The organism is Methanosarcina barkeri str. Wiesmoor (assembly GCF_000969985.1).
Lineage (GTDB): Archaea > Halobacteriota > Methanosarcinia > Methanosarcinales > Methanosarcinaceae > Methanosarcina > Methanosarcina barkeri_B.
Map to the genome: position 1 here is coordinate 2,681,962 of NZ_CP009526.1, position 26,615 is coordinate 2,708,576.

At 38.9% G+C, this 26,615-nt stretch carries 22 protein-coding genes, 1 tRNA gene and 2 pseudogenes; 11 read left to right on the top strand and 14 right to left on the bottom strand.

The annotated features are described in order from the left end of the window. Positions 1–51: 51 nt before the first annotated feature. From MSBRW_RS11125 to MSBRW_RS11140, 4 genes are all read left to right on the top strand, one after another. Positions 52–1,527 (top strand): DEAD/DEAH box helicase, encoded by a 1,476-nt coding sequence (locus MSBRW_RS11125; protein WP_011307590.1) that lies wholly within the window; start codon positions 52–54, stop codon positions 1,525–1,527. A gap of 31 nt (positions 1,528–1,558) precedes the next feature. Beyond that, positions 1,559–3,403 carry a DUF790 family protein gene (locus MSBRW_RS11130; RefSeq protein ID WP_230670124.1) on the top strand — a complete coding sequence of 615 codons (1,845 nt, stop codon included), beginning with the start codon at positions 1,559–1,561 and terminating at the stop codon, positions 3,401–3,403. Positions 3,404–3,581: 178 nt separating this feature from the next. Next, positions 3,582–3,854, top strand: coding sequence for a hypothetical protein (locus tag MSBRW_RS11135; protein ID WP_155398213.1), 273 nt, complete (start codon positions 3,582–3,584; stop codon positions 3,852–3,854). Between the two features lie 369 nt (positions 3,855–4,223). After that, positions 4,224–5,717 (top strand): right-handed parallel beta-helix repeat-containing protein, encoded by a 1,494-nt coding sequence (locus tag MSBRW_RS11140; protein WP_011307587.1) that lies wholly within the window; start codon positions 4,224–4,226, stop codon positions 5,715–5,717. Between the two features lie 312 nt (positions 5,718–6,029). Here the strand turns inward: MSBRW_RS11140 and MSBRW_RS11145 are convergent, their stop codons facing one another. Then, positions 6,030–7,232, bottom strand: coding sequence for an aldo/keto reductase (locus tag MSBRW_RS11145; protein ID WP_011307586.1), 1,203 nt, complete (start codon positions 7,230–7,232; stop codon positions 6,030–6,032). Between the two features lie 549 nt (positions 7,233–7,781). Here MSBRW_RS11145 and tnpA point away from each other — a divergent pair. Then, on the top strand, positions 7,782–8,249 hold the full coding sequence (tnpA, locus tag MSBRW_RS11150; protein WP_011307585.1) for an IS200/IS605-like element ISMba16 family transposase: 468 nt from the start codon (positions 7,782–7,784) through the stop codon (positions 8,247–8,249). A gap of 272 nt (positions 8,250–8,521) precedes the next feature. Then, positions 8,522–8,704, top strand: coding sequence for a hypothetical protein (locus tag MSBRW_RS11155; protein WP_048102887.1), 183 nt, complete (start codon positions 8,522–8,524; stop codon positions 8,702–8,704). Here the strand turns inward: MSBRW_RS11155 and MSBRW_RS24280 are convergent. The 4 genes from MSBRW_RS24280 to MSBRW_RS11165 form a co-directional block, all read right to left on the bottom strand. Next, entirely contained in the window at positions 8,670–8,792 is a 123-nt protein-coding gene (locus MSBRW_RS24280; RefSeq protein ID WP_080565430.1) for a 4Fe-4S binding protein, read from the bottom strand. The genes MSBRW_RS11155 and MSBRW_RS24280 overlap by 35 nt on opposite strands. Positions 8,793–8,966: 174 nt before the next feature. Continuing rightward, positions 8,967–9,425 (bottom strand): MarR family winged helix-turn-helix transcriptional regulator, encoded by a 459-nt coding sequence (locus MSBRW_RS11160; RefSeq protein ID WP_011307584.1) that lies wholly within the window; start codon positions 9,423–9,425, stop codon positions 8,967–8,969. A gap of 271 nt (positions 9,426–9,696) precedes the next feature. Then, positions 9,697–9,990 carry a pentapeptide repeat-containing protein gene (locus tag MSBRW_RS24285; protein ID WP_394298279.1) on the bottom strand — a complete coding sequence of 98 codons (294 nt, stop codon included), beginning with the start codon at positions 9,988–9,990 and terminating at the stop codon, positions 9,697–9,699. Between the two features lie 809 nt (positions 9,991–10,799). Then, complete coding sequence (locus MSBRW_RS11165; protein ID WP_011307583.1) at positions 10,800–12,236, bottom strand: MATE family efflux transporter; 1,437 nt, start codon at positions 12,234–12,236, stop codon at positions 10,800–10,802. Positions 12,237–12,858: 622 nt separating this feature from the next. Here MSBRW_RS11165 and MSBRW_RS24290 point away from each other — a divergent pair. The 3 genes and pseudogenes from MSBRW_RS24290 to MSBRW_RS11185 all read left to right on the top strand — a co-directional run. After that, positions 12,859–13,422 (top strand): hypothetical protein, encoded by a 564-nt coding sequence (locus MSBRW_RS24290; RefSeq protein WP_394298296.1) that lies wholly within the window; start codon positions 12,859–12,861, stop codon positions 13,420–13,422. After that, positions 13,402–13,767, top strand: a pseudogene (locus tag MSBRW_RS24295) (IS4 family transposase); the annotation flags it as partial. The gene MSBRW_RS24290 and the pseudogene MSBRW_RS24295, both read left to right, overlap by 21 nt. Before the next feature lie 126 nt (positions 13,768–13,893). Beyond that, positions 13,894–14,736, top strand: a pseudogene (locus MSBRW_RS11185) (NosD domain-containing protein); the annotation flags it as partial. A 120-nt stretch (positions 14,737–14,856) separates the two neighbouring features. Here the strand turns inward: MSBRW_RS11185 and ppcA are convergent. The 6 genes from ppcA to MSBRW_RS11215 all read right to left on the bottom strand — a co-directional run bounded on the left by ppcA (position 14,857) and on the right by MSBRW_RS11215 (position 21,255). Further along, positions 14,857–16,437, bottom strand: coding sequence for a phosphoenolpyruvate carboxylase (gene ppcA, locus MSBRW_RS11190; RefSeq protein ID WP_011307580.1), 1,581 nt, complete (start codon positions 16,435–16,437; stop codon positions 14,857–14,859). A 790-nt stretch (positions 16,438–17,227) separates the two neighbouring features. After that, entirely contained in the window at positions 17,228–17,962 is a 735-nt protein-coding gene (locus MSBRW_RS11195) for a hypothetical protein (RefSeq protein ID WP_011307579.1), read from the bottom strand. A gap of 995 nt (positions 17,963–18,957) precedes the next feature. Continuing rightward, a tRNA-Cys gene (locus MSBRW_RS11200) sits at positions 18,958–19,029 on the bottom strand. A 539-nt stretch (positions 19,030–19,568) separates the two neighbouring features. After that, complete coding sequence (locus tag MSBRW_RS11205; protein ID WP_230669705.1) at positions 19,569–20,075, bottom strand: protein-tyrosine phosphatase family protein; 507 nt, start codon at positions 20,073–20,075, stop codon at positions 19,569–19,571. Between the two features lie 194 nt (positions 20,076–20,269). Beyond that, a complete protein-coding gene (locus MSBRW_RS11210) occupies positions 20,270–20,470 on the bottom strand; it encodes a hypothetical protein (RefSeq protein WP_048102883.1) in 201 nt (66 codons plus the stop codon). Between the two features lie 512 nt (positions 20,471–20,982). Then, positions 20,983–21,255: a DUF1294 domain-containing protein gene (locus tag MSBRW_RS11215; RefSeq protein WP_011307577.1), complete on the bottom strand. Its 273-nt coding sequence runs from the start codon at positions 21,253–21,255 to the stop codon at positions 20,983–20,985. Between the two features lie 198 nt (positions 21,256–21,453). Here MSBRW_RS11215 and MSBRW_RS11220 point away from each other — a divergent pair, with 198 nt between their 5' ends. Continuing rightward, positions 21,454–22,521 carry a lysylphosphatidylglycerol synthase transmembrane domain-containing protein gene (locus MSBRW_RS11220; protein ID WP_011307576.1) on the top strand — a complete coding sequence of 356 codons (1,068 nt, stop codon included), beginning with the start codon at positions 21,454–21,456 and terminating at the stop codon, positions 22,519–22,521. 157 nt (positions 22,522–22,678) lie between these two features. Here MSBRW_RS11220 and queD read toward each other — a convergent pair whose 3' ends face one another. Further along, positions 22,679–23,017, bottom strand: coding sequence for a 6-carboxytetrahydropterin synthase QueD (queD, locus tag MSBRW_RS11225; RefSeq protein WP_011307575.1), 339 nt, complete (start codon positions 23,015–23,017; stop codon positions 22,679–22,681). 489 nt (positions 23,018–23,506) lie between these two features. Next, positions 23,507–23,995, bottom strand: coding sequence for a hypothetical protein (locus tag MSBRW_RS11235; protein WP_011307574.1), 489 nt, complete (start codon positions 23,993–23,995; stop codon positions 23,507–23,509). 769 nt (positions 23,996–24,764) lie between these two features. Between MSBRW_RS11235 and MSBRW_RS11240 the strand changes: the two genes are divergently transcribed. Continuing rightward, positions 24,765–25,115, top strand: coding sequence for a DUF2173 family protein (locus MSBRW_RS11240; protein ID WP_011307573.1), 351 nt, complete (start codon positions 24,765–24,767; stop codon positions 25,113–25,115). Between the two features lie 919 nt (positions 25,116–26,034). Here MSBRW_RS11240 and MSBRW_RS22280 read toward each other — a convergent pair. After that, the gene (locus tag MSBRW_RS22280) at positions 26,035–26,178 is read right to left on the bottom strand and encodes a hypothetical protein (protein ID WP_155398215.1); all 144 of its coding nucleotides are present in this window, start codon (positions 26,176–26,178) and stop codon (positions 26,035–26,037) included. Positions 26,179–26,615 lie beyond the last annotated feature (437 nt).

The following is a 26,615-nucleotide window of genomic DNA, read 5'->3' on the forward strand; positions in this document are numbered from 1 at the left end:
GTATAGAGTTACCTCCATTATTATATATAATGTCCAGACTTTTAATAAACAATGATCAAAATTAGCTTCAAGCAGGGAACGCTTCTTATAGAAGGTAATGTGAGAGTTCCCAATGCAGTCTGGGATGAAAGAAGCGGAAATTTCAGAGCTCTTGCCCTTTATTACAGAGATATAATAGATTATCTGAAAAATTCTAAGATCCCGTTTAAAGATGAGGTGCTTGACCTCCTCCCCTGTCCTGATCTGGCAGCAGCTTATGAAGCGTCTGGAAAGAAACTTAAGTTAAGAGACTACCAGGCCGAAGCTCTTGTGACCTGGGGAGAAAATAATAGATGGGGAGCGCTTGTCCTGCCAACAGGAAGCGGAAAAACCCTTGTTGGAATCAGGGCAATTGCAGGCTGCAATAGCCCTGCCCTTGTGGTTGTCCCGACGCTTGACCTGCTTGAACAATGGAAAAAACAGCTTGAAGAAGCTTTTACGATGGAAATCGGAAAGCTTGGGGGTGGGGAGAAGAAAATTCTTCCAATAACCGTTTCCACGTATGACTCTGCTTATATTCACGCCGAAACCCTTGGGAACAGGTTTGGTCTCCTTGTTTTTGATGAAGTCCATCACCTGCCTGCAGCCGGATACAGGAGCATTGCCGAGTTTTCCGCAGCGCCTTACAGACTTGGGTTGACAGCCACTTACGAGCGGGAAGATGAGTTACACTTGGAGCTTAACAGGCTTGTCGGGGGAAAAGTATATGAAAAGCACGTCTCGGAACTTGCAGGCAGCCACCTTGCCCCTTACAGGATAAAACGGATAGCTGCTGCGCTTACGGATGAGGAAAGGAAAGAATACAACAAATGTTATTCGGTTTATACAGATTATCTCCGGAAAACCGGAATTGTTCTTCGGGGGCCAAGGGATTTTCAGAAACTGGTTATGAGAAGCGGGAGAGACCCGGAAGCCAGAAAAGCACTTCTTGCAAGAAACGCAGCAAGAGAACTTGCTTTCAACACGGAGTCTAAAATTGAAAAGTTAAAAGAGATCCTGAATACACACCGGGAAGACAGGATCTTCATTTTTACGGAACATAACCGGCTTGTCCACCGGATTTCCAGGGAATTTCTTATCCCTGCGATCACATACAGAACGCCTGCAAAAGAAAGGAATTCCATCCTCGAGAAGTTCAAAGAAGGAAAATACAGGGCTGTAGTTACTTCAAAGGTGCTTGACGAGGGCATAGACGTTCCTGAGGCAAACATAGGAATTATAGCAAGCGGTACAGGGAGCAAATTAGCATATATCCAGCGCCTGGGAAGGATCCTCAGGAAGAAAGAAGGAAAAGAAGCCATACTCTATGAGATTATAACCGAAGAAACAACCGAAGCCGGAACTGCCAGGAGAAGAAAAAAAGCTGTTTCAACTCGAAAAGACTTTGGAAAATCAGCGCAAAAAAATCAGATGAAGAGGATATCAGGAAAGGAAAGTCAGATGAAGAAAGAAAAAAGCTCTGGGGGCGGCTCTTCTGCTCACGTCTGATCTTCTTGTAACCCGCATCTCCGGAGGGAAAATAAAGCCTGTATACGCAGCTTCTGATCCCGAAAACCTGGAACTTGCAAGGCTTCTGATCGAGACTTTTGATCAGCATATTGGAAAAACCTATGGGGATCTTCTGGCCGAACTTGATGGTTACGAGGAAATGAATTACCGCTTTATTAGGGGGCTTTCCCAGCTACTTGGAAGGCGCACCGTTATAGAAACGGATGCCGCTGTTGACCCTTCTCTGGCTAGGGAAACGGTTTTTGAAGCCTGCAGAGGCATGGCACTTTCTCCTGCCGAGAGAAAAGAGACTCTGCAAAAAGTTGCAAAAGAGCTTTCAATTTCGGTAAAGGAACTTGAAAAGGCACTCTGGGCGGACCTTGAGGAAAACCAGATAGTTAAAAGTTTCGTATCCCTTTCTCCTGCAGAGCTCCTAAAACAGTATAACATTTCTCTTACCCAGACCCTGCTTTTCCGAGCTGTTGACCTTGACATCTGGATAAAAGGTGATTTTCAGAAAATCCTCTGGAAAATCCTTCGTTCGGGACTTATGTATTCCCTTGAAGATACTGATGAGGAAAGAGGCAAAATCGAGAGAGAAATCAATAGAGAAAAAGAAGAAAAGAAAGGAGATGTCAAAGAAAACTTCGAAGAATTAAAAGCTGTCCACCTGCATCTTGACGGGCCTGCCTCTCTTTTTCGGATATCTGAACGCTATGGGAATTCCTTTGCAAAAATTTTTCCTGCGCTGCTGAAGTCAAAAGGCTGGAGGCTCAAGGCAGGCATTCTTCACAAAGGCTACCAGGGAAAGCGCATCCTGAATTTTACCCTTGATGACTCGGAAAAGTTTTTCAAAATTACTTCTGAAGCAGCCGTGTACCCTGAGACCCTTTCACCAGAGCTTCAAATTAAAGAAGAAAAGGAAAAATATGAAGCTAGGGTAGAAATCGGGAAAGAAGCCGGAAAAGAGGCAAGGATTGAGGAAATCGATGCCGAAGAAGCAACCTATGACAGTACTCTTGAGCAGATGTTTGGCAGCCTTAGTTTGGGAAGCTGGAAAATAAAAAGAGAGCCAACGATTCTTAAAGCTGGAAAATACGCTTTTGTCCCGGATTTCTCTCTCCAGAGGGACGGGATGAGGGTATATCTGGAAATAGTGGGCTTTTGGACTCCCGAATACATTGAAAATAAGATTAAGAAGCTTAAGCAGGTAAAGGAACCTGTTATTCTCCTGATTGACAGAAAACTCAAGTGTTCTGAGAAGGATTTTCCTTCGCAGGAAGTTATCTTCTTTGACAAAAAGATCCCGGCAAATGAAGTCATGCAGATATTGAGAAAGTACGAGGAAAAAAAGCTTTCAGAAGACCGGTCAAGACTGGAGAAATTGGAATTTCCAATTTCAGGAGAACTGGTAAATCTTGAGAAAATGGCAGCCGACAAAGGAGTTCTGCCAGACGCTTTAAAGGAAGTGGTTGCAGACAGGCTTGCAAAAGCCGGAGAACTGGAAGAAATCGAGGAGCTAGGAAAACTCGGAGAATCAGAAAGAACTGGAGAGTTCGAAAAAGCAAGAGAGTTAGAAGAACTCAGAGAATCCGGAAAGGCTGAAGAATTCGGAAAAGTCGAAGATCTGGAGAAATATCAAAATTACGTACTTCTTGAAAACTATTTAATTCACAGGCAACTGCTTGAGAGAATCGATCAGGATCTTGAAAGACCGGGAGCAGGAGAGACTTATGCCGATGCGGTAAAGGTTTTTGAAGGTTTCGGGCTTGACCGTAGTCTCTATTATCCAGTGCTTGAACAGCTAGGGTATAAGGTAATATGGGCAGGGCTGAGTGAAGAGAATGCAAAGGTAAAAAAGGCGAAAAAAGTTTGAAATTTTTGATTGTTTCAATCAAGCTTTTGGTATCATCTTCAAATGCTTTTCGTCTTTTGTTTTCTATCATTGAAATGCTGCTTATTTTACAGTTCCCAAAAGGAATAGAGAAAATATTTTAGATGTGCTTTTATGTGGAAAAAAAACGTACTGCTTTAATGCTAAAACATTTGATCTGATGAAAACGTTTAATGTTTCCCAAATCTGGATGGAAAAGCTCTCTTCTTTGAAAAACAAAATATTCAACGACAAAGAAATGCATCGTAAGCTTGATTGTGTTTTCTCACTTAATGAATATATAACTACTAGGAAGAAGGTTTTTGAAACCTGTACAACTTTTGCCAGAGGTTCCGCTGCATTGTTATGCGGCGGAACTGGCGGCGAGAGCAAAGGTCAGAAAAAGAGATGTGAGTCTTCAAACCATAACAGAGGAAGGAACAAAGGCAAATAACACATTTATGACGATTATTCAGACGGCAAAGAAACTGGGGGTAATTGCATATCAGTACATGTGTGATAGAGTCAGCAGTACATTTTAGATGCCATCTCTAGCTCAACTAATCAGAGAAAAAAGTTCATTGAGTAAAATCGAAAGTGAAAGATTTCCACTCAATTTGAAGAGGATATAGAGTATCTGTTTATCCTTCAGCACACAAAAAGTTGACTTTTATTATATATCAAATTTAAAACAATACTATAAAGTCTCGCAAATTATATTAATTTTAAAATACTACACTTTAATGGAAAAGTTTAACTATAAAATTTCCCAACATATTATTAACATTATTTATTAAAGAATAAAAGACAAGAGCATATAATAATGAAACCGGCGGATAAATATCTCTCAGTAAACCTAGTGTTATCAACTCTGATTTTATTCTTAATTTTCTTTCCATTTACGGCATCTGCAGTTACTGAACAAAATAGTACGGCTATAATGAAGGAAAATAAGACCATATGCAATTCATTAGATTTAGATAATCTATGCTATAGTAACATCCTAAAGAATAAGACGGTGTATGTAGCTGGAGATGGTAGTGGAGACTTCAATTGTGATGGAAGTGACGATCAGATAGAGATAAATCAAGCTCTTAAATGTGTTTCAGAAAATCCACAGTTTACAACTGTTCATTTTAAAGGCCCATATACATATGTTATCTCAGATAGTATTTTTATTGGAAATAACACGACCCTGGAAGGCGATCCTACAGCCGTAATTAAACTTATAGACAATGCGAGCTGGCCAGTTGATAAGCCATTGATAACGCAGATGGACAGTAACGAAATACATGGAGTAACTATAAAAGGATTTGAAATTGACGGAAACCATGACAATAATTTAGATAAAACGGATGGATATGGATTTTACAATATGATCCACTTCTGTAATTCCACGGACATTCAAGTTCATAATATGTACATGCATGACGGACATGGAGAAGGATTGAAAGTAGATCGCAGTTATGATGTTCAATTTTACGATAACACTATATATAGAACGGGTCATAATGCTCTTTTTGCAGAAGATTGTCAAAATTTAGAGGCCTGGAACAATAACATACTCATCAGAACTGATTGTGGTCTTAGAGTTTTAAATTCAAATCATGTAAAATTTCATGATAATGTTATCGACTCCTATTATCACTGGAGTGCAGGTGGTTCTGGAATTCTGGTTGAGAAAACAACAGAGGTCGTTAACGATGTAGAAATATATAACAATACTATCCATGATACTTATGGGCCTGGAATCTGGTTGATAGGTTGGTTAGATTCTTATCCCAAGGAAGAAGCTCAGAATGTCCACATTTTTCATAATATCTTTTATAATACTGGCATGAACCCAAATATCGACCTGGTAGGAGGTATAATAACAAGTGGGTTTTACGATACTCTCATCGAAAACAATATCTTTGACGGGGTATACCATGCGGCAATTATTCATATGCTTCCTATAGGGACCGACATCTCTCCGACCTATGAAGCTCGTCTCAGTCTTTCATACACAGGCACAAAATACACAACAATTGTTCGTAACAACATAATCGTAAATACCCGTAAGTGCAAAAAAGACCCTGAGGGAATGGGATATGCAGTAATCAATTATCTCCCTGAAACTCACACTTTTGTACTGGAAAATAACTGTTTGTACAATAACTCTGCAGGCAACTACCGAAACTGCACATCAAGTACAGATATCTATGCAGATCCTCTCTTTGTAAACCAGAGTATACACGATTATCATTTGGAACCAAACTCTCCTTGCATTGGTACCGGTATACTTAACTACTGTATCGATTCTCAAATGAATACATAATAAGAAAATAATTACAGATTATGGCACAAATATTATTTTAAAGTCACATGGAATTCTGTAATACGGAAAATGAAACCGGTCTCAGAGTGATTCGGTCTGGATATTACAACCACAGAAAGCATGGAACACGGAAAGCACGGAAGAACCACGCCCTTACTACTTATTCCCGTGTCTTCCGTGCCTCTGGAACTCTTCTGTAAAATATCCGCTTTCCCCTTTACTCCCTCTTTCCATTTTTCTCTCTGACCTTTAATCGAACCTTATTGATCGGGTTAATGGTGTATTAACTAGCTTGTGGATTTATTTTTTTAATTACCCTTTCTTAAAGAGTTTTTTAGCCATGGCCACCCTTTGCTCCAGGTCAGGCCCTTCCAGATCTTCTTCTACGGCTTTGAGCAGATCAGGTATTTTTAGATTTTGGGGACATTTTTCCATACATTGACCACACTCAGTGCACTGGGAAGCAAATCCTCCAGGTTCAGTGTTTGTAAATACGCCACTCATCCTGACTGCATATTTAAACCGGGCACCCTCTACATTACCAAACATATGGAGGTTATTGTAAATTTCAAAACATTCAGGGATATTTACTCCTGAAGGGCAAGGCATGCAGTATCGACAGCCAGTACAGCCAATTTTCACAAGCTGACGGTACTTTTGCTCAACTCTGTTAACAAGCTGCATTTCAGTGTCAGTCAGGGAGTTTGGATAGGCCTCAGATGCGATTTTCAGGTTTTCTTCTATATGAGATTCCTCGTTCATGCCTGAGAGTACAACCGTAACTTCTGGATGGTTCCACACCCAGCGAAGAGCCCACTCTGCAGGTGTACGTTTCGTTTCAGCCTCATCCCAGATATCTTTCACTTCAGCAGGTACCGGGCTAGCCAGATTGCCTCCGAGAAGAGGTTCCATAACAATTACACCCAGTCCTTTAGAGGCTGCATATTTAAGTCCTTCAGTTCCTGCCTGATTTCTTTCGTCCATAAAGTTGTACTGGATCTGGCAGAAAGTCCAGGGATAAGCGTCAACAATCCGCTTAAAATCTTCAATTGGCCCATGAAAAGAAAAACCTGCGTTGGTAATTCGTCCGTCGTCCTTTGCTTTATTAAGAAAATCAATCACACCAAGAGGCTCAAGTTTATCCCATACTTCTCCTGCCAGACTATGAAGTAGATAATAATCTATATGGTCCGTATTAAGTCTCTCTAACTGGGTATTCAGGAATCTATCCATATCTTCTCGATTTTCCACAAGCCAGGAGGGAAGTTTTGTAGCAAGTTTAATTTTTTCTCGATATCCATCTGTAAGGGCTCGTCCAAGGAAAGGTTCGCTTTCTCCCATGTGATACGGCCAGGCCGTATCGATGTAATTCACTCCGTGATCGATTGCGTATCTAACTTGCCGGGTAGCCCTTTCTTCGTCTATTGTTCCATCCTCTATCACAGGGAGGCGCATGCATCCGAATCCCAGTATTGAAAGTTTATCTCCGTTCTTTGGAATTTTTCTGTAAAGCATCTGTCTTTCTCCTGAAATTCTTTTTCTATTATAGTAAACTCACAAATTAATTGCACTATAAAAACCAATTATATTTTCGAAAATGAATATTTACACATAATCACTTGGAGTTTTATACTACGAAATACGCAGAAAGGTGGGGAAAACTCAACCAAGAAATCGGGACCACGGAAAACACGGAAAGCACGGAAGAACCGTGCCCTTACTACTTATTTCCGTGTCTCCGTGCTTTCCGTGGTTTATATTCTCGTTTGGAATATAAGCAGCTCAACAATTAACATCACTTTCAAGAATTATTTACAATTATTGTTCGTATTTATATGTGTAAATATTTCCTGAGTTGACTATATTTTCATCTTGATATTTTATTACTATGGGAGCGCAGAGGGTCACGAATACCCTGACCTTTAGGTCGGGGATGAAGTGAACCCTCGCTGGCTGTTTTATATTCGCATAACTGTTTCAATCATCAGTTCTTTGTAAAATAAAGTTTTTTTTGGCACCATAACCACAGGTGGTGCCAGCCACCTATGGCTAGGATGTGATATAATGTTGGAACTACGTAGTTTTAGCCATGGCTATGGTCAGATTACCTACCACATCGTGTTGGTACCTAAATATCGATACAGTATATTCTACAACAAGCGGATTAAAAAGGATTGCGAGTTGATTCTCAGCAGTATTTGCATGGAAAAAGGCTACAAAATTCATGCAATGGAAGTTGTAGATGATCATGTTCACTTGTTTCTAGAGTTTCATCCAAGTACTTCTCTATCAGAGGTAATTCAATACTTGAAAGGAGGAAGTTCTTACAGACTTTTCAAGCTTCATCCTGAAATGAGAAAACAGTATTGGAGTGGAAGTCTATGGTCAAGTGGAAAGTTCTATCGATCTGTTGGGAATGTAACTGCTGACACAATCAAGCATTATATTAAGGAATCGCAGGGAAAAACGAAAACAGAAGCTCAATCACAGAGGTTAAAAAAATCCGGGCAACGTAGAATTAATGAGTTCTAAGTACCAAAATAACCGGGCGGGCGGCCCGAAGCATACCCCATCCTTTAGGGTGGGGTGGCCGCACGCAATTTGATTTTTGGTTAATTGGCAGATCACTTCTCTTTTTAAAATATTTTATTATTATATGATCTATTCTTTGGATAAAAGGCAGTGTGCTAATTTTTATGTAAAATCAAAAATTAAGAAATTCTGGGGTAGAAAATTCCACATCGAAAGATTAACTTTCTATCATACACAAAAATTTGATTTCAAATTTACAGCAAATTCCGACAATGCCACGCCATATCCTCTGGAGAGATGTTGACGGCACCGGCAGACAGAGGGACTTTTTCATCAGGACAGAGGTTAATAACGAGAGTCTCATATGGCAGAAGTTTCTCAGATCAGCAATAGAGAGCGTAAAATATTTTTATCCTGCACCTAGAGAAGGTAAGCCTCATCAGCCGGCTCGATGAAATATGAAGGGCATATTTTTACGCAAATATTGCATCCTGTGCAGCGATCTTGAACAACAATAATTTTGCCTCTCCTGTATCTGATGATAAAATTAAGGAGTTTTCTGCTGTTTTATATTATTCAGAAGTTCACCACATGCCAGAATTTATGTAAAGTTGATTCACGTCAACTTCTATCACGATAATAGCAAGTCTCAAATGCTTCAACTTCAACTTTCCAATGATTATTTTCTCACAACAGTCCAATTAATGGACCGGATTCTCATGCCCTCTCATCCAGTTTTTTAAAAAAGTATATCAAAGTTTCCATGCTTTCCTGATAATTAACTATTTCTTCTTCATCCAATCTATCAAGGATCTCCGACACTTTAGCCTGAATTGCCGCATTAAGCCAACTTCTGTACTCTTTGCCTGCTTCGGTAAGGGATAAGATGGTTTTCCTGCGGTCTTCTGGATCTCCTTTCCTGTAGATAAGTCCCTCTTTTTCCAAAGAATCGATTATCGATGTCAAACTCCCTTTATGGAGATCCAGGTATTCTCCCAGGACAGAAGGAATGATTTCACCTTTCTTTCCGATGAGCATAATAGCTCTTTTCTGATTTTTGTTCAGGTTATAAGGACCGTATGTGATCTCATGAAAAGCTTTAGCAAAGTTTTTGTGGAAGAGATTTAGGAGGTCAAACTGGAGCTCAGCTACTTCGTTTAATTTTCTCGATTTCATATGATTTCACACCATTAATTTGTTATTGTAAGGGTCCGGAAAGTAGATGGACTATTTTATAGTCTGTCCTCTAGGAGTTTCTCGAATGTACTTTTTGGGATATGCCTATTTTCCGTAAAATTTATTGTAAAATTTATTGTAAAATTTACTATATCTTGTCGAGTAAGTCAGGTGGATTGCTCCTTCTTTTTCCCCAGGAACCGTAGTTGAAAGTTTCCATTCATACGGCTCGAGTGTTTTCAAACCCTTTCTGTATCAGGCATCAGTTATTTCATAACTGGTTTTGTGGTTCTAGGTAACAGCTCACTAATATTGCTGTCTGTAAATAACAACCTACTAATATTGCTGTCCGTAAATAACAATCTACTAATATTGCTGTCTGTAAATAACAGCTCACTAATATTGCTGTCTGTAAATAACAGCTCACTAATATTGCTGTCTGTAAATAACAACCTACTAATATTGCTGTCTGTAAATAACAACCTACTAATATTGCTGTCCGTAAATAACAACCTACTGGCGTCTTTGAGTATTTTACATTCGTGAGTTTTTTCCGTCCACGCAAGAAAACACTATCAGTAAGTCAGCATCCTTTCGGATTAAGGCAAAGTTTGAACCCCTATTCAATACATTACAAATTGACATTTGCTTTTACTGAATCCGTTACAAATTGACATTTGCTTTTACTGAATCCGTTACATTGATTTTTCGCAAGTTGAATTGCTTTTGAATCTGATTACAAATTGACATTTGCTTTTACTGAATCCGTTACCATCTTTGCTATTGTTTCTCTTTACGAAGTTCCTAATCTCTTAAGGAAACAAATAGGGCTTACCAGGTATTATGTTATGAATAACTATGGGTTCTTTAGGAGCCATCTATAAGCCGGAAACTGTTTGTCCATTTGCTTTAACGTCATGTAAGCCGTTGAAGCCTGATTTCATAATATTTTGTTCAAGTGTATCAATTCACTTTCGCTTGGTACACTTAACGACTCTTATAATGGTTAACTTTACGTTCCTCGTGTAACCCTTACCCTAGCAAGTTATCTGAAATGGATTTTCAGAGGTTCTCATATTGTCTCAGAAGCTTTGAACCCTCATTATTACTGATGACGCACATTATGGTAGTGTTACCCCCAAATGGAAAGGGTAGCAAAAGCAATTCATGGCATAACTTCTTGTCGCACAGCATTAAAGTGCTTTAAAGCATTTTCATATTTTGGTTCGCTTTTGATTACTATTCCATTTTATATACCTATTTACTGTAGTCTATTCTTCATTAATCAATTTAATAATTCGAGTTATCCATTAATGTTTCCGGCAAAAATAACTGATAAAAAAGCTGACAAAATAATGATAACGTGGAGTCTTTTCAAGCTACGTTTTCCATCGCCCCCTTTATCGAGTGTTCTGTTCTTATAAGCTCGCTAAGGAACATTCTCGCCCACACAAAGATGATCATACACGATATGCCGTTGCCAGTAATGAGCCCCCACCAGATTCCTTTTTCTCCCAAATCGAGGGTAAGGGCAAAAATATATGCAAAAAGGGGAGTCATAAAGGTCCTCAGGATCGTTGCAGCAAGGGCGTTCATCCCTTTTCCGGCTCCCTGGAAAATGCATGAGGACAGCATTCCGAAACCGACCGTTGGCAAGTAAATGGAGACAATTCTCAAAAATACTTCAATGTCTCCTGCAATGTGAGTTGCGGTTTCTGCCCTGGTAAAGACGGCTGCTATTTGCGGAGCCAATGCAAAGATTAGGAGGGCAATTCCTGTTTCTATAAGGAGTCCCAGCTTTATCGAGTATTTAAGGGCAATTTCCGCTTTTTCAAAAGCTCGGGCCCCAAAGGAAGCTCCACCTACGGAAACAACGGCTGTTGCAACCCCCATAAGGGGAGCAACGGAGACGGTTATTACCTTCCAGCCCGTGGAAAATACCGCAACGCCGTCGGTATCGCTAGCCGCAATGATAATGAGGTTCATTGCAAGCAGGATAATGGATAGTGTAATGTGCTGGATCGAAGACGGAATTCCTACCCTGAGAATGTCTTCTACGATGTCTCTTTTGAAGCCAAATCTCCGAAAGTTGAAGGATATGTAGGTGTTTTTCTTGATAAAGAACCAGTTAAACATCATGAGTGAAGAAATCGCCAGTGAAAACAATGTGGCCCAGGCTGCACCGGCAATCCCTAAATCCAGGGTATAGATAAAAATCGGGTCCAGTATGATGTTCAGGCCCGCTCCGAGTACCATGGCCTGCATTGCCCGCTTCGAATCTCCCTCGCTTCGGATTATGGAGTTGGCCACATTGGTGAAAAAGACCACGATGCTCCCCAGGAAGATAACTCTTGCGTAGTCCACGGCAAGTCCCGTAGTTTTTCCCGCCCCAACCAGAGTAAAGAGTTGCGGGGCAAAAATGTAGAACGGTATAGAATATATGAGCACGAGGATAAGCATCAATATTAGCGTGTGCACCGCGACGTTGTCCGCTCCTTCTTTATCCTTTGCTCCGATCCTCCGGGAAATTGCGGTTCCTCCTCCGATCCCGAGTCCGTTCGAAAGGGCCATGCTGACGAAGAAGAAAGGAAAAACAAAGCCCATCGCAGCCATGGCGTCGGCTCCGAGTCCCGAGACCCAGTAGGTATCGATCAACTGGTAAATGTTCTGCACGGACATGGCAACAATCATGGGAATTGCCAGTTTTATAATAGCTTTTTTGGGGTCGCCGAGAAGTATATCAACACCTTTTGTTTTTAATTCTGTCACGGAGCATAATGAATTTGCTTTTTTGGCTGGTTTATTGTACATTCTCAAATCTTCCTGTGATTCAAAATTTTTTTCTGTTTATCAATGTTTTTCTGTTTTGCTTCCTTTTTTCCTGGATATTTTTTATCAATGGTCTCGCAAAATGGAAGAGGTTCGGGAATTTGAACTAGAGTTCAGTGACTTCGTTTCTTTTTATTCGTTTCATGAGGTCGTATACAGGTGCTTTGTTGTTGTATTGATTCAGAAGATCGAATCAATGATCCGTTTCATAGACCACTGATCAGGAGCATTTGATTCATTTTTTGAAAGTTTTATATATAATAGTCATAATTATCATTGTCTTAAATTGTATTGTTTATTTTCCAACTGTCTGTTTTCAGACTAAATGATTGAATTCTATTTATATCTTATGATTTGAAAAGGATGTGGATTATATGTTTGTCCAAAAAATTAATCTGTATAATCTGGATTTAAAACTCAGAGAAAAAGTAGATGGTCAATTTGTATTTGATTGGTATTATATATTTTAACATCATATTTTTATATTATGGGAAAATGAGGTCCAAAACCACAATTTTTTGATGTTGCTTATCCTACAAAAACTGCAAGTTCTATGGTCCTACTAACCAAAGCAATATTACTGAACATGGAAATTACATAAGTCGTGGAAAGAAAACGAGAAGATATGTTTGCCACCAGTGTGGCAAAGTATTCTGACCATACAGACACTTTTTATCATGATCTTCGTAAAGATGAGAAAACTATTGATTTAGCTCTGAAAATGTCTATGAAAGGAATGAGCATTGAAGCCATTGCCGATGTTTTAGAGGTACAATCTGCCAGTGTAAAGCGATGGTTAACTCGTGCAGCTGAACAATACGATAAAGTAAATGACAATATGATGAAAGACCTGAATACCCCCAAGATAGAAATGGATGAACTATGGATAATAATTAAAAAAATAGTTTCTAGAATGAAAGATTATGAAGATGATGGACCATGGATGTGGGTAGCTTTTGTGCCAGGTTGTCAGCTAATACTTGGCTTTGTAATAGGGCCAAGAAAACAGTATGTTACGGATAAGTTAGTAGAGTCAGTTAAAAAACATCTTTCTGATAAAATCCCTCTTTTTGTCACAGATGGGTTGAACTTTTATAGAGAAGCTCTTTTGAAACATTTTGGAGTTTTGATTGAGTTCCCAAAAACTGGGAAAAGATGGAACATATAACTTCTGTTTAAGGAGTTGAAAAGCAAGTATGCACTGGACGTTCTTGAGATAAAGAATGTACAGGTAATTGAAGCTCTAATCTGGACGGCAATATTGACACTGATCATTAGCAGAAGAATTTATTCCCTTGTAAGAAACTCAACAACTCATCCTGAAAAAATGGCTGGATATACGAAGTTATGTTGGAGTACAATATTTGCAGAGAATGCATCGGATTTGTTGACAGTAATTTTGTATAGATGTGGGATTCAGAGGACTTTTGAAACTATAATGAGGGTGTATGAAAGTCAAGCATTAGATCCGCATGTAAACAGAGAAAGATTTAGAGATGAATGGTTTGAGTAAAAAATGAAAGAACTGGGTTCAAAAAGAGTAACATGAGAAGGAAATGAATCCTTAACCGATGACGAATGAATTGATATTAATTTTGATTTCATAAAGGCAGTTGTTCTATAAAATAATTGCAGCGACAATAACCTGACCGGTAATACGGCAGGCTCGAATGCAGGTTACGGTTTTTACCTCATAAATTCAAGCAGCAATAATCTCAATAACAATTCGATAAGCAAAAACGATATGGGAATTTACCTGACAAATTCAAACCTGAATATATCTGCAGGGAATATTATATCGGAGAATATACGATATGGAATGTGGATCTCACATTCAAACTACAGCACAATTTCCAGAAATACGATTAATGAAAGCAACTGGGGAATTCATCTAAACTCTTCGGACAATAGCACGCTTTCTGGAAATATTCTTGCTTTCAATTATGTTTCAGGCCTTTCTATGTGCCCAGCCTGTGATAACAACACTATATTCAACAACTATCTTAATAATATCTTTAACGTAGAAGTCGGAAACCGGAGAAATACCTGGAATTCGGAAAAGAAAGCAGGCATAAATAGTACCGGTGGCCCATATCTTGGAGACAACTTCTGGGCAAGCCCGGGAGAAAAAGGTTTCTCTCAAACCGCACAAGATAAAGATAAAAACGGCGTTGCAGATATAAAATATAACGGAAAATATAACGAAACCAACTTTACGGATTATCTGCCACTTGTACCTGTATCCAATCCACAGCAGCAGGCCCCCTATGTTGAAAATTCCAGTATAGATTTTACAAATTCCAGTCCAGATTTTATGAACTCGAGCACAAATTTTACGAATTCCAGTACAGGTCTTACGAACTCTAGTACTAATAGTAAAAATCTCAGTAACGGCCTTACCGATGTTGCTGTTCCAGAAGTGGCTATAACTCCTGTACCTGTAAAAAGCAGCTCAAAAGATGGCAATACCACAACAAGCTGATAACCAGGGGTGAACTTTGATAAGAAGCGAAGTTAAGGGCCAGAAGTACTGGAGGGAAATAAAAAGAAAGAAAGGAAGGTCAACCGCTTAGAGACTAAATAACTTAAGAGATTAAATAACTTAACCGAGGGCCTTTCTTATTTTTCCCATTTTGGTGAGGGTCGAGCATACAAGCTGGGAAACTTCCTCATCCATGCAGTTTCCTCTACTTCCTGCCTGCAGGAGGTCAGGCTGCATCATTTCTACCAGGATGCGGTACGAAGGTTCTGGACTAGTTTCAAGAGCAAAGGCCCCATGCAGGATGTCTAAATCTTTGCTGACTTCCTTCAGGCATTCACTTGATAGGAAGCGGGAAGCTACATTGAGGTCCAGATATTCTGATGCAAAATTCAGGTCACCTGCAAGGGAGGGGAAATATTTTGTAAGCAAGTTTTCACAGGCAGCTTCTCCGAGTTTTTCCCGGGCTTCTTCAAGAGCACGGCCTGTCCCTATGAATTCCGGAGGCAGGCCTATGGAATAAAGAGCGCCTGTAAACTTTATTGCTCTTGGAAGCTGAAGGTCTTCAGCAGGCATACTGGCTTCAAGCTCTTTTCCTATATCGGTACGGCAGAGGTTAACTAAGCCTGAGATATCAGGAGCGCTTCTTGAATAGCCACCTGTACCTTTGTGCATAAGACGATCACGTTGCTGTGGGAGAAGGTCAGCTATCCGGTTTATCGTAGGAGCTAATTGCCTGATAATCCTGCTGTAGCTTGCCCCAAATATCCCAATGAGGTTTATTATTTCTTCTTTTTCCTCGGCCGAAAATAGTTCAGGCGTTTCAGGTAGCCTGGCCTTTGCAAGTTTTACCAGGGATTCAGCGTCCCCTTTTTTGTGGCTGTACCTGAGCGCGGACTGCAGAGTAATGGTCCCGACTCCCCGGTATTCCTTGAAAAAGTTCTCTGCATTCATTAGGTCAAGGTGCCCTCTGAAAGGCAGCGTTCCTGCTCCGAATATAATACCAGTTTGGGTGTCGAGTTCGGAATTTAGTTCACAGATTCCGTTTATTGCGTATTTGCATGAAAGCGTGCTTGCAACATGCCCAAAGGAAAGGGCAGAGTCGGATTTACCCAGAAACACCCTGAATTTATCAGGAACTGTCCCGAAATGTCCTTTCCAGGCAAAAAGCGTATTTTCTGCAAGTTCTTTTGCATGCAGCAGCGCAGGAGCATCCTCTATAAGAGGAATTATGCAAGGGACTTCCATTGAAAAACCAAATTCTTTTTTTGCAAGCTCACTTACGTCTACCATATGCTGTTGAGCTCCAATAATTTCCCTGACGCTGTCTGTCATGGGATGCACAAACTCATTGATTGCCTGGACATCCGAGTATTCAAGGGCATTGTAATTAGCCTCAGCAATTGACATCATAACCATGAGTTGCCTGAACTGGTTTTCCTGAACCGCACTCGGAGCTCGAGGAGTGATAATAATATCTTTTCCTGGGATCAGGTCTGTTTCTTCTATGAATTTTGATACAACCTGAACATTCTGATGATACGGGGTTGCCTTCCCTTCATAATCCGGCATATACTCATCACAGCCGAATATCTGTGCAGCCTCTATAGCTTCTCCGGGCTCTTCCTGTGTTGCGATATATTTCGACGCTGAGTCCGGATGCTGAGTACACATTACTTTTGGAAAAACGGTTTTTCTACTCATGAAATGAATCCTCACTACGTACAGCTCAGGCCTTAGTTTACTGCTGAACTGATCCATGAACTTACTGTGGAATCCGCTACTGAGTTTCTTACTGAATCAGTTAGCGGATTTATTACTAAACTTGCAATTCTTTTAGTAAATAGCAGGTAAATTTCGTTATTGTTAACCATTGATTTGGCGTAAATCAGCATCGAATCATATTGTTTACTCCAAGATAAATGTTTCCGTTTACAATAAGTTGACATATAGAATCTGAGACAACAAAACTGCTGCGACTATGACAAAAATACTGAGAATCGTACCCTGAAATCTCAAGTAGAAAAGATTATTCTGCAAACAAATATGCAAAGTTATCAAAATAGTTATAACTAAAAACTTTTAAGGAGAGTTTGATCCAAAATGGAAAACTGCTTGCCTACAAGCCTTTTCCAAAAAGGCTTGAGCGAAAAAATGCTAAATCTAAAACGTCTTAGTCGGCGTGATCAACCGGCGCAACGGTTGTGACACAACCCTTTTGAAAAAAGGCTTGACCGAAAACAACAGCAACGACGTAATCAGCGTGATCAAACGGAGCAACGGTTGCGATCAAACAGAATAACTTGTAGACTGACTTATTAGCACTTAGATTTACTCATTGTGATATTTCAGGCGGCAACCCTTTCTAATAAAAGCTTTTTAGGGCGACTTACTGTTGCTCCATTGCTATACAGACAGACTTTTCAAAAAGCACTTGCTACATTAGATTGTATAGAACTGTAATTGCTGTACAGAACTGTAATTGTTAAACAGTTTAGAACTTTTTACTTAATCTGATTTCATGGTAGCCGCAGTTTCTGCATTTAAAATACCTTATTTTCTTTTGCAAAATATAATTTAATACATCCACGTTTCGATATTCTTCTATTGCATGCTCTTCTCCGCATTCCTCGCACGTGTCTTCTTTTAAATTGTCCTGTCTTTTTTCGTAATGGTGGTCTATGGGTTGAGGTTCGATTTTTATCTCTTCATGCCCGCAATTTATACAGTGCCAGTACTGCGTTATTGTTTTTGTATAGGTATCGATTTTACTTTCTTCTTTTACGAGTGGAACCTGAAATTCCTCAAAAACTAAATGCTTCCCGCATTTTTCGCAGTATGAATCCGTACAATAATTCTTAATAGCCCTGTAATAACCAAACATATAAAGGAAAACAATTTCTGACACAATCGTAAGGAATCTTCCGACTGATAAAAGAAAGCTTTCGGATTTTACAGAGAAATAAGAAGGGAAAAACATCAAAAACAGAAATAAAAGTATTGAAAGAAGAAGGAGTTTTGAGAATAATCTGGCTCTTTTTTGAATTTCTTCTACTCCAAGCTTATTTACCAGATCAAAAGCTTCTTCTTTGCTTTCAGGGCTATATCTTGGATTCAAGTTCTGGGTCATTTCCACGGTGTCATTCTCAGGGTCTATTTTGTAGTGGACACCTTTATAAAAAGCCTGATATGAGCCGGATGGAAACTTTATTCGTTTGTCTTTTGTCAATGGATCAGCGGCCCGTTTCTGGTTAGGTTAGCTGTTATTCGTGAGTAATTTTATATCATAAGGCATAATAAATGTTTTTCCAGCAGAGCTGTGGCTCTGCTGCCCGAGTTCCGTCACCCGAGTCCCGTCTCGGGAGGATGGAGCCCTTTTCGCTACGCTCTGCTTCGCTCAAGAGGGCTGAATTATAGTTAAGATACTGAGCTACTAAGCTACATTCAAGTAGGGCTGACTTATTATGAGTAGTATTACTTTTGCTTAACCGGATCGGTTTTAAGGATATTATAATTCAATTGTTAGTTGTGAATCATTTTTAAAATCAATAGGCTTTTATATATCGAGTTTCTCTCAGGCTCACAGGAAACTGTAGTTCTCTAGGATTTGCTTCGTAATCACAACATCACAAATCATAACATCGCAAACATAACATCACAAATCATGACATCACAAACATAACATCACAAATCATAACATCACAATATCCTTTCCGTTCTCTTATGCTTTGCTAAAAGGATTTAGAAAACTTATTGTAGTTAATTTAGAAATTCTAGCAGCAAATAACTTACAGTTGCCGTAAAGGTACTTCTTGGAAAAACAAATAGACTTAAATTATATATATCATGAGGTTGACTAGAATGCGGGCATCTGGGAAGGTCAGAATAGACCTTTTAACTTTTTTTAATAACCCCCAACACCCCCACTCCCCAATATCCAGATGCCTAATTTCCATATTATCAGTTTGTCTAATTCTGTTTTAGGAGTATAACTCGAGTTCCGTTTTAACAGTACTAAATCTATTTATCTCACTTCATTCACTCATTAAGTCAAATTTTTTCAACACTTGCTGTATATTTTAAGAACACATGAGATGGAATATGGTATCGATTTCATATAAATAGGACAAAATTTTAGGTAGGCTTCTAATGAAAAATCGATAGCTTTCAGGCAAGAAAATTCCCTAATCAATGACTGATGAAAAATTATTTAAAAATAAAAAAAGCCAAGGTCCGGATTTGAACCAGGAGTGAATCGCTCTGCTGGCGATTGCGTAACCGCTCTGCCACCTTGGCAATCTGTTGTAGGCTCTTATACAGCATATAAAATATATAAATCTATAGGTTGCCAGGTATTATCATACATGCTCTTACGTCTTTTCTTTAATATTAAGCTTTCAAGTTTCATAATCAAAGTCGCCAGAATATTGCTTCGGAAATGGGATCCTTCTCAGTTCGATCAAAAGAATTATTTTATTGGTAATTAGGTTCTTTTGTTCGTTCAAGCGAGATAATTTACAAAAAACACTCAGTTGCGCTCAATAGCACTAATCTTTAGCAAATTTTAATATTTTATTATTTTTATGCGACAGCTCCCTCCAGATTCGCGAATTAACTGAGACAAAGCAGCGTCATTAGCCATCTTAAACGGAGCTTGTTACGCACGCAGTGCGGCCTTTCCTGAAACAAGTCCAAAAATATTTTTTAGTGTATTTGTTATTAAGGAATGAAAATTCACTATTGCTATCAATATCTATCAAATTGATTACAATCAAAAATGGAAACGGTGTCATTAATCTGAGCTCATATTTATTCTCAAATAATATTTAAATGTATCAATATCTGCGTACCATTTCCGCCTGCCATTCTGTCTCTGGCCATCCTCTGAAGCCTCTGAGCTTGTTTATATCATCCAGATAATTTATCACCTCATCAGCCTGAAAACCAAGATCTTTGAGCACACAACCAAGAACAGTTCCAGTTCTGCCTATACCTCCTATGCAATGGACAACGATGCCTTTTCCTGCGTCTATTTCTTCTAATATTACATTAGTTGCCTTTCTTACGAGCCATTCCAGCGTGTCAGGATCGTATGGAAAATTACCATGATGCAGGTCTTCTAATTCTGCAGAAAAGAGAACCTTGAGAGGATAGGGGTTATAAGATACCTCAGAATCACAGAGACATACAACACTTGAGAAACCCGCTTTCTCTATTTTCTCCCAAGGCATGTGCATTCTGGGATACGACATGCCAGCCAGAGGTACAGGCTCCTTAAGAACTACATAAAAATTCATTGGGATTCGGATGCCTTCTATTGCAGGCATCGCCAGAGGACTCAATAAAGAAGACACCATACTATAAGAGTATGGGGTTAGAAAATATAAATTTCATTAAAAGAATAGAATATTTGAGTATAAGTATATTTGATAAGTATATTTGATAAGTATATTTGATAAGTATATTTGATAAGTATATTTGAGTACAAGCATAATAGCCAAAGAAATTACTCAACAATAATTTGTGCAGAAAAAGCCTATACAAAAAAATAATTCCTGTAAAATTTGGCATAGAAGCAAGCAGCTTTTTTAGAACCAACTAGTATATAATTCAGGAGAATTTCGGCGCCTGAGTTCTTCAGGGCAGCTACGACTTCATCTTGAGTTGCACTCTTGCTCTCAACCGGCAAAAACCGTAACTCTTCTGGATAATTTGTAATATTTGGTGGGGCAGCCATCCAGTACCCTCCCGACTTTTAAATTCGTCCCTGTCTGCGAAATATTCAGACAGAAAACCGCTGTGCATTTGGGAAGAGAAAATACAGCTTTGAAATATTGTTATGGAGCCTATCCTATACCTCAAAACTGCTTCTTTGAATCTGTAATTCAGAATAATCAATGAGTTTTTGATCATGTTTTGATCACGTTTTGATCACAGGGAATTGTTCTGAAACTTCTATCAATTTTGAGTATAAAGCTGGTTTTGGGATAAACTCATGATATAAAGCTGGTTTTGGGATAAGCTCATGATATACTTATTCAAATGAGGATTTCAAATACAATCTCAGGTGTTGATTTCGACTCTTGGTTTTAAATCTTGACTCCCAACTTTCCACAAATATTTTGCAATTCTCAAATCCAGTTTCCAGAGCGTGATCAGATAAAGGATAAGGAATGAAAACTGTGATGCGTCTTATCTCGTTTAAACCATCCTTGTTACTGGTTGAGCCTAAAACTGAGCTCCTTCAGCTTAGAGATTGATCCAGAGCACTAAAAGGATATGAATTCCTACAAACGTAGGCACCAGGAATCTAAAGATCGGTTTCTGGGTCTTGTGCCTGAATTGCTGCATTCCGAGGAGTGCACCGATTGGTCCGAAGAAAGAAACTAGCAACAGGCTCTGTTCTGAAATTCTCCATTTATTCTTTCTTGCCTTGAATTTATCAATTCCATACAGAGCATATGAAGCTGCATTAATAAGAGCATAAATAATAGGAAAAAGAAGATATACAGTCTCTGTCATGGGAAAGGATTCTCCCTAATAATAATTAAAGGCTGTGAAATTTTACTCGATAATACTTATTTGGGAAAGATAAATATAATTACAGTATTAAATAAATTGTAAATAAATAGCTGCCCAGAAGCATAGCTATATAAAACGTGTCCGATAGTGCTTAGAATAAAATTTTTAAATGTGGATATATGGGATAGAGGATTTTAAATGAGTATAGGCCGGAACGAAGGTAAATCAGGGAAAAAAAGTGAGAACGATGTCCACAGAAGTCTGCTATCTCCCCCACCTATGGTATTAAAAGTAGGCCGCTACGTCCCAACGCTTATCCTTATAGGGCTGGCTGTTAACCTTATTCTTCCACAACTTGCTTCGGTTGAAGCATCTGCGCATGTTATCGAGACAATGATTCCATGGGCTGTGCTACTGGCTGCCCTTGGCCAGGGTGTCAGTTACCTGGGAGCGGGTTACCTTATAAATTCTATCGCAGCAAGAGTAAACCAGACTATCCCGATATTAAAAGGAGCTATAATAACGCTCGCAGCTTCAAGTATAGGCATGCTGGCAGGAGGTCCTTTCGGGAATGCTGCAGCGACATATCGATGGGTACGGAAATATGGCATTAGTGCCGAAGGTGCAGGGCTTGCGGGCACCCTGCCCAATATTTTCAACAATATGATCTTGACAGTGCTGGCTATATCCGGAATTCTTCATCTTCTGTTTACTCACAAACTTTCTTCGGTGCAGTTTTTTGCTTTTATTCTAATCCTCACCTTACTTGGCCTGGGCTTTGCAGCAGTACACTGGGGCTTAAAAAACAGAAAAGCTTTCACACTTATTGTTGTCAGGATAGCGGCTTACTTTGCCCGGCTCTTGCATAAATCCTACAAACCTGCTCCAACCAAAGCTTCAGTAAGCCGGATTTTTACAGCTCTTGATACTTTAAGCAACGGAGGTTGGCAACGCCCGCTTCTTGGGTCTGTGATTTTTACGAGTTTTGATATGCTGACCCTTTATTTCTTCTTCATAGCCGCAGGGTTTCCTGTAGGGTTTGAGGTCCTGGTCGTTGGATATGGGCTCCCTATTCTCTTAGGAAAAATAGCTTTTCTCTTGCCAGGCGGAATAGGCGTTGTGGAGAGTTCGATGGCTGCTCTCTATACAGGCCTGGGAGTGCCTGGCTCAATTGCTGTTGTTGTTGTACTCAGCTACCGGGTATTTTCTTTCTGGATTCCAACAATAATAGGGTTTCCACTAGCGTTTTATCTGCAGAGAACGTGAATACAACAATCAATGGATGACCAAATTATTTGCAGTCAGGAAAATGCAGTAGAGAAAACGAAGGTTAAAAATACCTTAATAATGTTACTTGCTCATAAAAGACAATAGCTGACCTTTAAAAGAATTAGGTTAAATATGTTGCACAGGCATTCTCCGATTACCAGGCTGTGACACTGGTAACCCTGATTTCTGGATCTTTTAGCATGGTTTGGAGAGAAGTTGCGATGTACTGGGCAATGTTTTCCGAAGATGGTGGATTGCTGTCATTAAAGTATTCAAGCTCATTTAAAAAGTTGTGATCCAATCTTGTCACGATTTCGGATACTTTCTGTTTTAATTCTCCAAAGTCCACCAGTACTCCGGCTTCATTGAGTTTTTCTCCAGCTACACAAACTTCAACCTTCCAGTTGTGTCCGTGAAGGTTTTCACACTTTTTGGCCACCATTTTAAGCTGATGGGCTGCTGCAAAATGGGTAACAACTTTTAACTCAAACATGGTTACTAGATCTCCTTGCTGAAATAAAGATACTGTTTCTTGATAAATAGTTTTCCAAATTTGTCAATATGTAAAAAAGTAGAATATTTTTATAGATTTCAATGAACTTTAATGGGATATGTCCGAGGCTCAAAAAATATGATAAAAAGCAACTTTTGAAGCAACTTTTGAAGCTTCAAAAACCCTGAAGTACTTGATGAGCCTATCCCAAAAGCCACTTTACTCTTAATCATTGGGAATTCCCAGAATTATTTTCATGATCATGAGCTTGATTGATTATTCAAAATACAAGGTCCAAGAAGCAAATTTCAAGTTTTGGGATGACCTCGGTAAGAAAGTAAAAAATCAAATTGCAGGTGACCATCTCACCCTAAACAGGCTCTCCGACAATTCAGTTTCAGAGAAAAAGCACGCAAAAATAAGGTATTTAAATTCTCTAAATCAAAAAAGAAGGCGTTTTATTAGCTGATAGTAATAACTTTTTATCACTTACAGGCTTGTGGAGAATCTTCGGAGAATCTTCGAGGAAACCGCGATTCCCATGCAGGTATCCAGGGTTGTCGAGGTCATCATTCCTATTACTTTTCCTCCTTGCAGGACAGGAGTTCCACTATCCTCAGGCTCAGGCATATCGTGGCACTGGAAGCCCAGAAAAAGCAAGGAAGCTCCAGAATTAGCCACCCTACAGTAATTAATAGTGCGAGTATCGTTAACAAGAACAGCCAGCTCCAGTTCGGCCGGGCTTCTAAATTCCGTGATCTCAACCGCAGTGTAAGGAGGAAGCTTTATCAAGGCTATGTCGTATCCTTTTAAAATTCTTGTAACAACGAGTTTCATTCCGTCAACTGTCAGATGGTCTCCTTCACCCCAAAATATATGAGAAACCGTAACCATGTAAGGTAATCCTTTGAGTAAGATAACCGCACCAGTAGTACTGCGCTTTCCATTGTGAAAAAAAGAACTACCTGCTTTTATCATAAGTTCCTTCAACCTGCAGATTTTGCCTGGGAATAGTTTATGTATTTCCGTTTATAGATTAAATAGTGATTTAATTATATTTAGCATTATATATTTGGATGAGAATTTGCTTGTCTCTTGATAGAGGATACTAGAAAACTGAGTTTTGTTAACCCTTAATTTGGGGTTCAGAGGATAGTTTCTCAAGAAAGTACTCAAAAAGTCTTGAATGTTTCATATGCTAATATACTAATATACTAATATGTTAATTGAAGAAATTACAATTGGAATTACAATAAATTGGAAATTACAATAACAAGAGTGCATTTCGACCCTTTGCCTCCGTTGAAATCTTCAATTATCCATTTTTCCCGAAGATTAATTTGAGATAATAGATGCAGATTTTCGATTAGTTCTCCAAAACGACAACAAGAAAAAAGTTATTTTTTGAAGACATCTGAGAAAGTCGGTTTTAATTGAATTTTCAATTTTCTTTTTTTAATTTGATATTTTTATATAATATCATGCCAATCCCTTTTCATTCCGTTACGTAAAAATCAGGCCTGAAGGAATTACTATCTTGCTGAACTGAATTATTTCGCTGAACTGAGTGAGAACTGAGTGAGTTATGCACAGAGGCATGGAGAAAAACCTGCAGGTCTGTAAAAGCAATTTAAAGGATAAAACAGAAATTCCGGAAAATCTTAAGATTTAGTAAAAATTCACGGTATAAGTTCACAGGTATAGAAAGCTGATTGGTATATACCGAATTTAGTTGGGGGGTTAGTATATGATTGCACAGGAATGCAATTTATCGTTAGATGAACTTCTGAAGTTTGATGGGGTAATGGCAGCCGGGATTTTCAGTCCCGAAGGAAAGCTTGTGGAGTATAAGTCCAGGGATGAAATGCCAAAAGAAATGGCTGAGATGACCGCCAAGTTTTGCGGAGCCGTGAACCTGATGTTCGATGCTCTGGCCAGTGCTTACACGCAACTCTACAAGATGAACTGGGTACCTCAGCAAAACTGGATGTACAGCGGCGGCGACTGGACTGTTATGATCTCGGGAACGAGAGGGGTTTTTGTTGAGAAGTCAAAGGCAGATTTAAAGAAGCTCTTTACGGCCCTGGGAATGTGTTAACGCCTGAACAAACTCTGGCTGTCCGGTCCGAGTCAGGTAATTGGGTCAGGTAATTGGGTCAGGTAATTATTTTATTTTTATCCGGTAGGTCTGCCTGCATTATGGGCAGTTTGCCGAATTTATCTGTAACCCTTTTAAATAGCTTGCCTGTATCTTGCCCAAAGCTCTAATTCAAGCCTTTAATTAGGTTACACCTTTCTTGCAATACAGTTAAAAAATTACATTGTCGTTTATTATACCATTACTTATATACCATTACTTACATAGTAATAATTGGTCCATAGGGTCAAGTCCCGATGTATAAAGAAGACGTACAAAGAAAGTATGTAACTTAAATAAGGTAACTTAACTAAGGTGACTTAAATAAGGTAACTTGACTAAGGTGACTTAAATAAGGTAACTTGACTAAGGTGACTTAAATAAGGTAACTTGACTAAGGTGACTTAAATAAGGTAACTTGACTAAGGTGACTTAAATAAGGTAACTTGACTAAGGTAACTTAAATAAGTACTAACTTAACTGAGTACAGAACTAAACTACATTAAAATTGGACCAGGCCTTATGGATCACTTCATAAATCTAAAAGGCTTTTTATTATATGATTTTTGACAATTCTTTTGATAACTCTTCTGATTCTTCTTTTAGTAGCCTTTATTCGTTAAACTTTAATTAGTAATATTTTCATGCTTACATTTCACCTTGTGTTTCATCTACTTTACTTTTGTTTCACCTGATGGTTGCTTTCGACTAAATTAGTTATTAGGACTTACGAAGTTGAGGAACAAAATCAATTATGGCAAAGACTGTGGATTAAAGTCATGGTTTAGACAGTTAACGATCTGATGCTGTTGATTTTTCAGTTCAACTGCGTAAATCCTACAGCTTTATTCTCAGGGCAGGCAAGTTTTTTCTTTGTATCTTAGGTTTCTGTTCCTTTTACAAGCTCAATACCGCCTTCGATCTGGTCCACAAGTATATTTACAAGTTGAAACCCCAGAGAAGAGGTGTGCCTGAAATTAATTTTCTCTGGAATCCCAACTCCGTTATCTGTGACGACCCGCAAAAATTAAGAGGTCTCAATCCTACCAAACTCTATTTTCTCCGCTGATTTTTCCATTTCCTCTCCCTATCTTATAGAGCTTAATCTGGATTTTGAGTACTCAATGGCAGGATATACTCCAGAGAGACGAGTTTTACAGGCAATTAGATAGCTCTTAAAGAACTCCTATCTGGCATTTCATTTTTAATTTACTCGAAATTTATCCTGATTTTTAATACTCTTTGCATATTACCTTAAGATGTCTAAGCTCTGAAATGTCTCATTTCTGAAGCATCCAGGTTCTAAATTTCGGCCTGTCAACTTTAGCTATATAGATACAATGTAGAGTTTAAAGATTCTCAATCTATATAGTATATTAGGATAATCTATATATATCGGATGTGCAAATATAGTGATTGAGGAGAAGAGAAATCGAACCGAAATGAAGAGAAAACTAAAAA

Coding starts and splice junctions, on each gene's coding strand:
- MSBRW_RS11125 (WP_011307590.1), top strand. CDS start 52: ATGATCAAAATTAGCTTCAAGCAGGGAACGCTTCTTATAGAAGGTAAT.
- MSBRW_RS11135 (WP_155398213.1), top strand. CDS start 3,582: ATGAAAACGTTTAATGTTTCCCAAATCTGGATGGAAAAGCTCTCTTCT.
- MSBRW_RS11140 (WP_011307587.1), top strand. CDS start 4,224: ATGAAACCGGCGGATAAATATCTCTCAGTAAACCTAGTGTTATCAACT.
- MSBRW_RS11145 (WP_011307586.1), bottom strand. CDS start 7,232: ATGCTTTACAGAAAAATTCCAAAGAACGGAGATAAACTTTCAATACTG.
- tnpA (WP_011307585.1), top strand. CDS start 7,782: ATGTTGGAACTACGTAGTTTTAGCCATGGCTATGGTCAGATTACCTAC.
- MSBRW_RS11155 (WP_048102887.1), top strand. CDS start 8,522: ATGCCACGCCATATCCTCTGGAGAGATGTTGACGGCACCGGCAGACAG.
- MSBRW_RS11160 (WP_011307584.1), bottom strand. CDS start 9,425: ATGAAATCGAGAAAATTAAACGAAGTAGCTGAGCTCCAGTTTGACCTC.
- MSBRW_RS11165 (WP_011307583.1), bottom strand. CDS start 12,236: ATGTACAATAAACCAGCCAAAAAAGCAAATTCATTATGCTCCGTGACA.
- ppcA (WP_011307580.1), bottom strand. CDS start 16,437: ATGAGTAGAAAAACCGTTTTTCCAAAAGTAATGTGTACTCAGCATCCG.
- MSBRW_RS11210 (WP_048102883.1), bottom strand. CDS start 20,470: ATGGCTGCCCCACCAAATATTACAAATTATCCAGAAGAGTTACGGTTT.
- MSBRW_RS11215 (WP_011307577.1), bottom strand. CDS start 21,255: ATGACAGAGACTGTATATCTTCTTTTTCCTATTATTTATGCTCTTATT.
- MSBRW_RS11220 (WP_011307576.1), top strand. CDS start 21,454: ATGAGTATAGGCCGGAACGAAGGTAAATCAGGGAAAAAAAGTGAGAAC.
- queD (WP_011307575.1), bottom strand. CDS start 23,017: ATGTTTGAGTTAAAAGTTGTTACCCATTTTGCAGCAGCCCATCAGCTT.
- MSBRW_RS11235 (WP_011307574.1), bottom strand. CDS start 23,995: ATGATAAAAGCAGGTAGTTCTTTTTTTCACAATGGAAAGCGCAGTACT.
- MSBRW_RS11240 (WP_011307573.1), top strand. CDS start 24,765: ATGATTGCACAGGAATGCAATTTATCGTTAGATGAACTTCTGAAGTTT.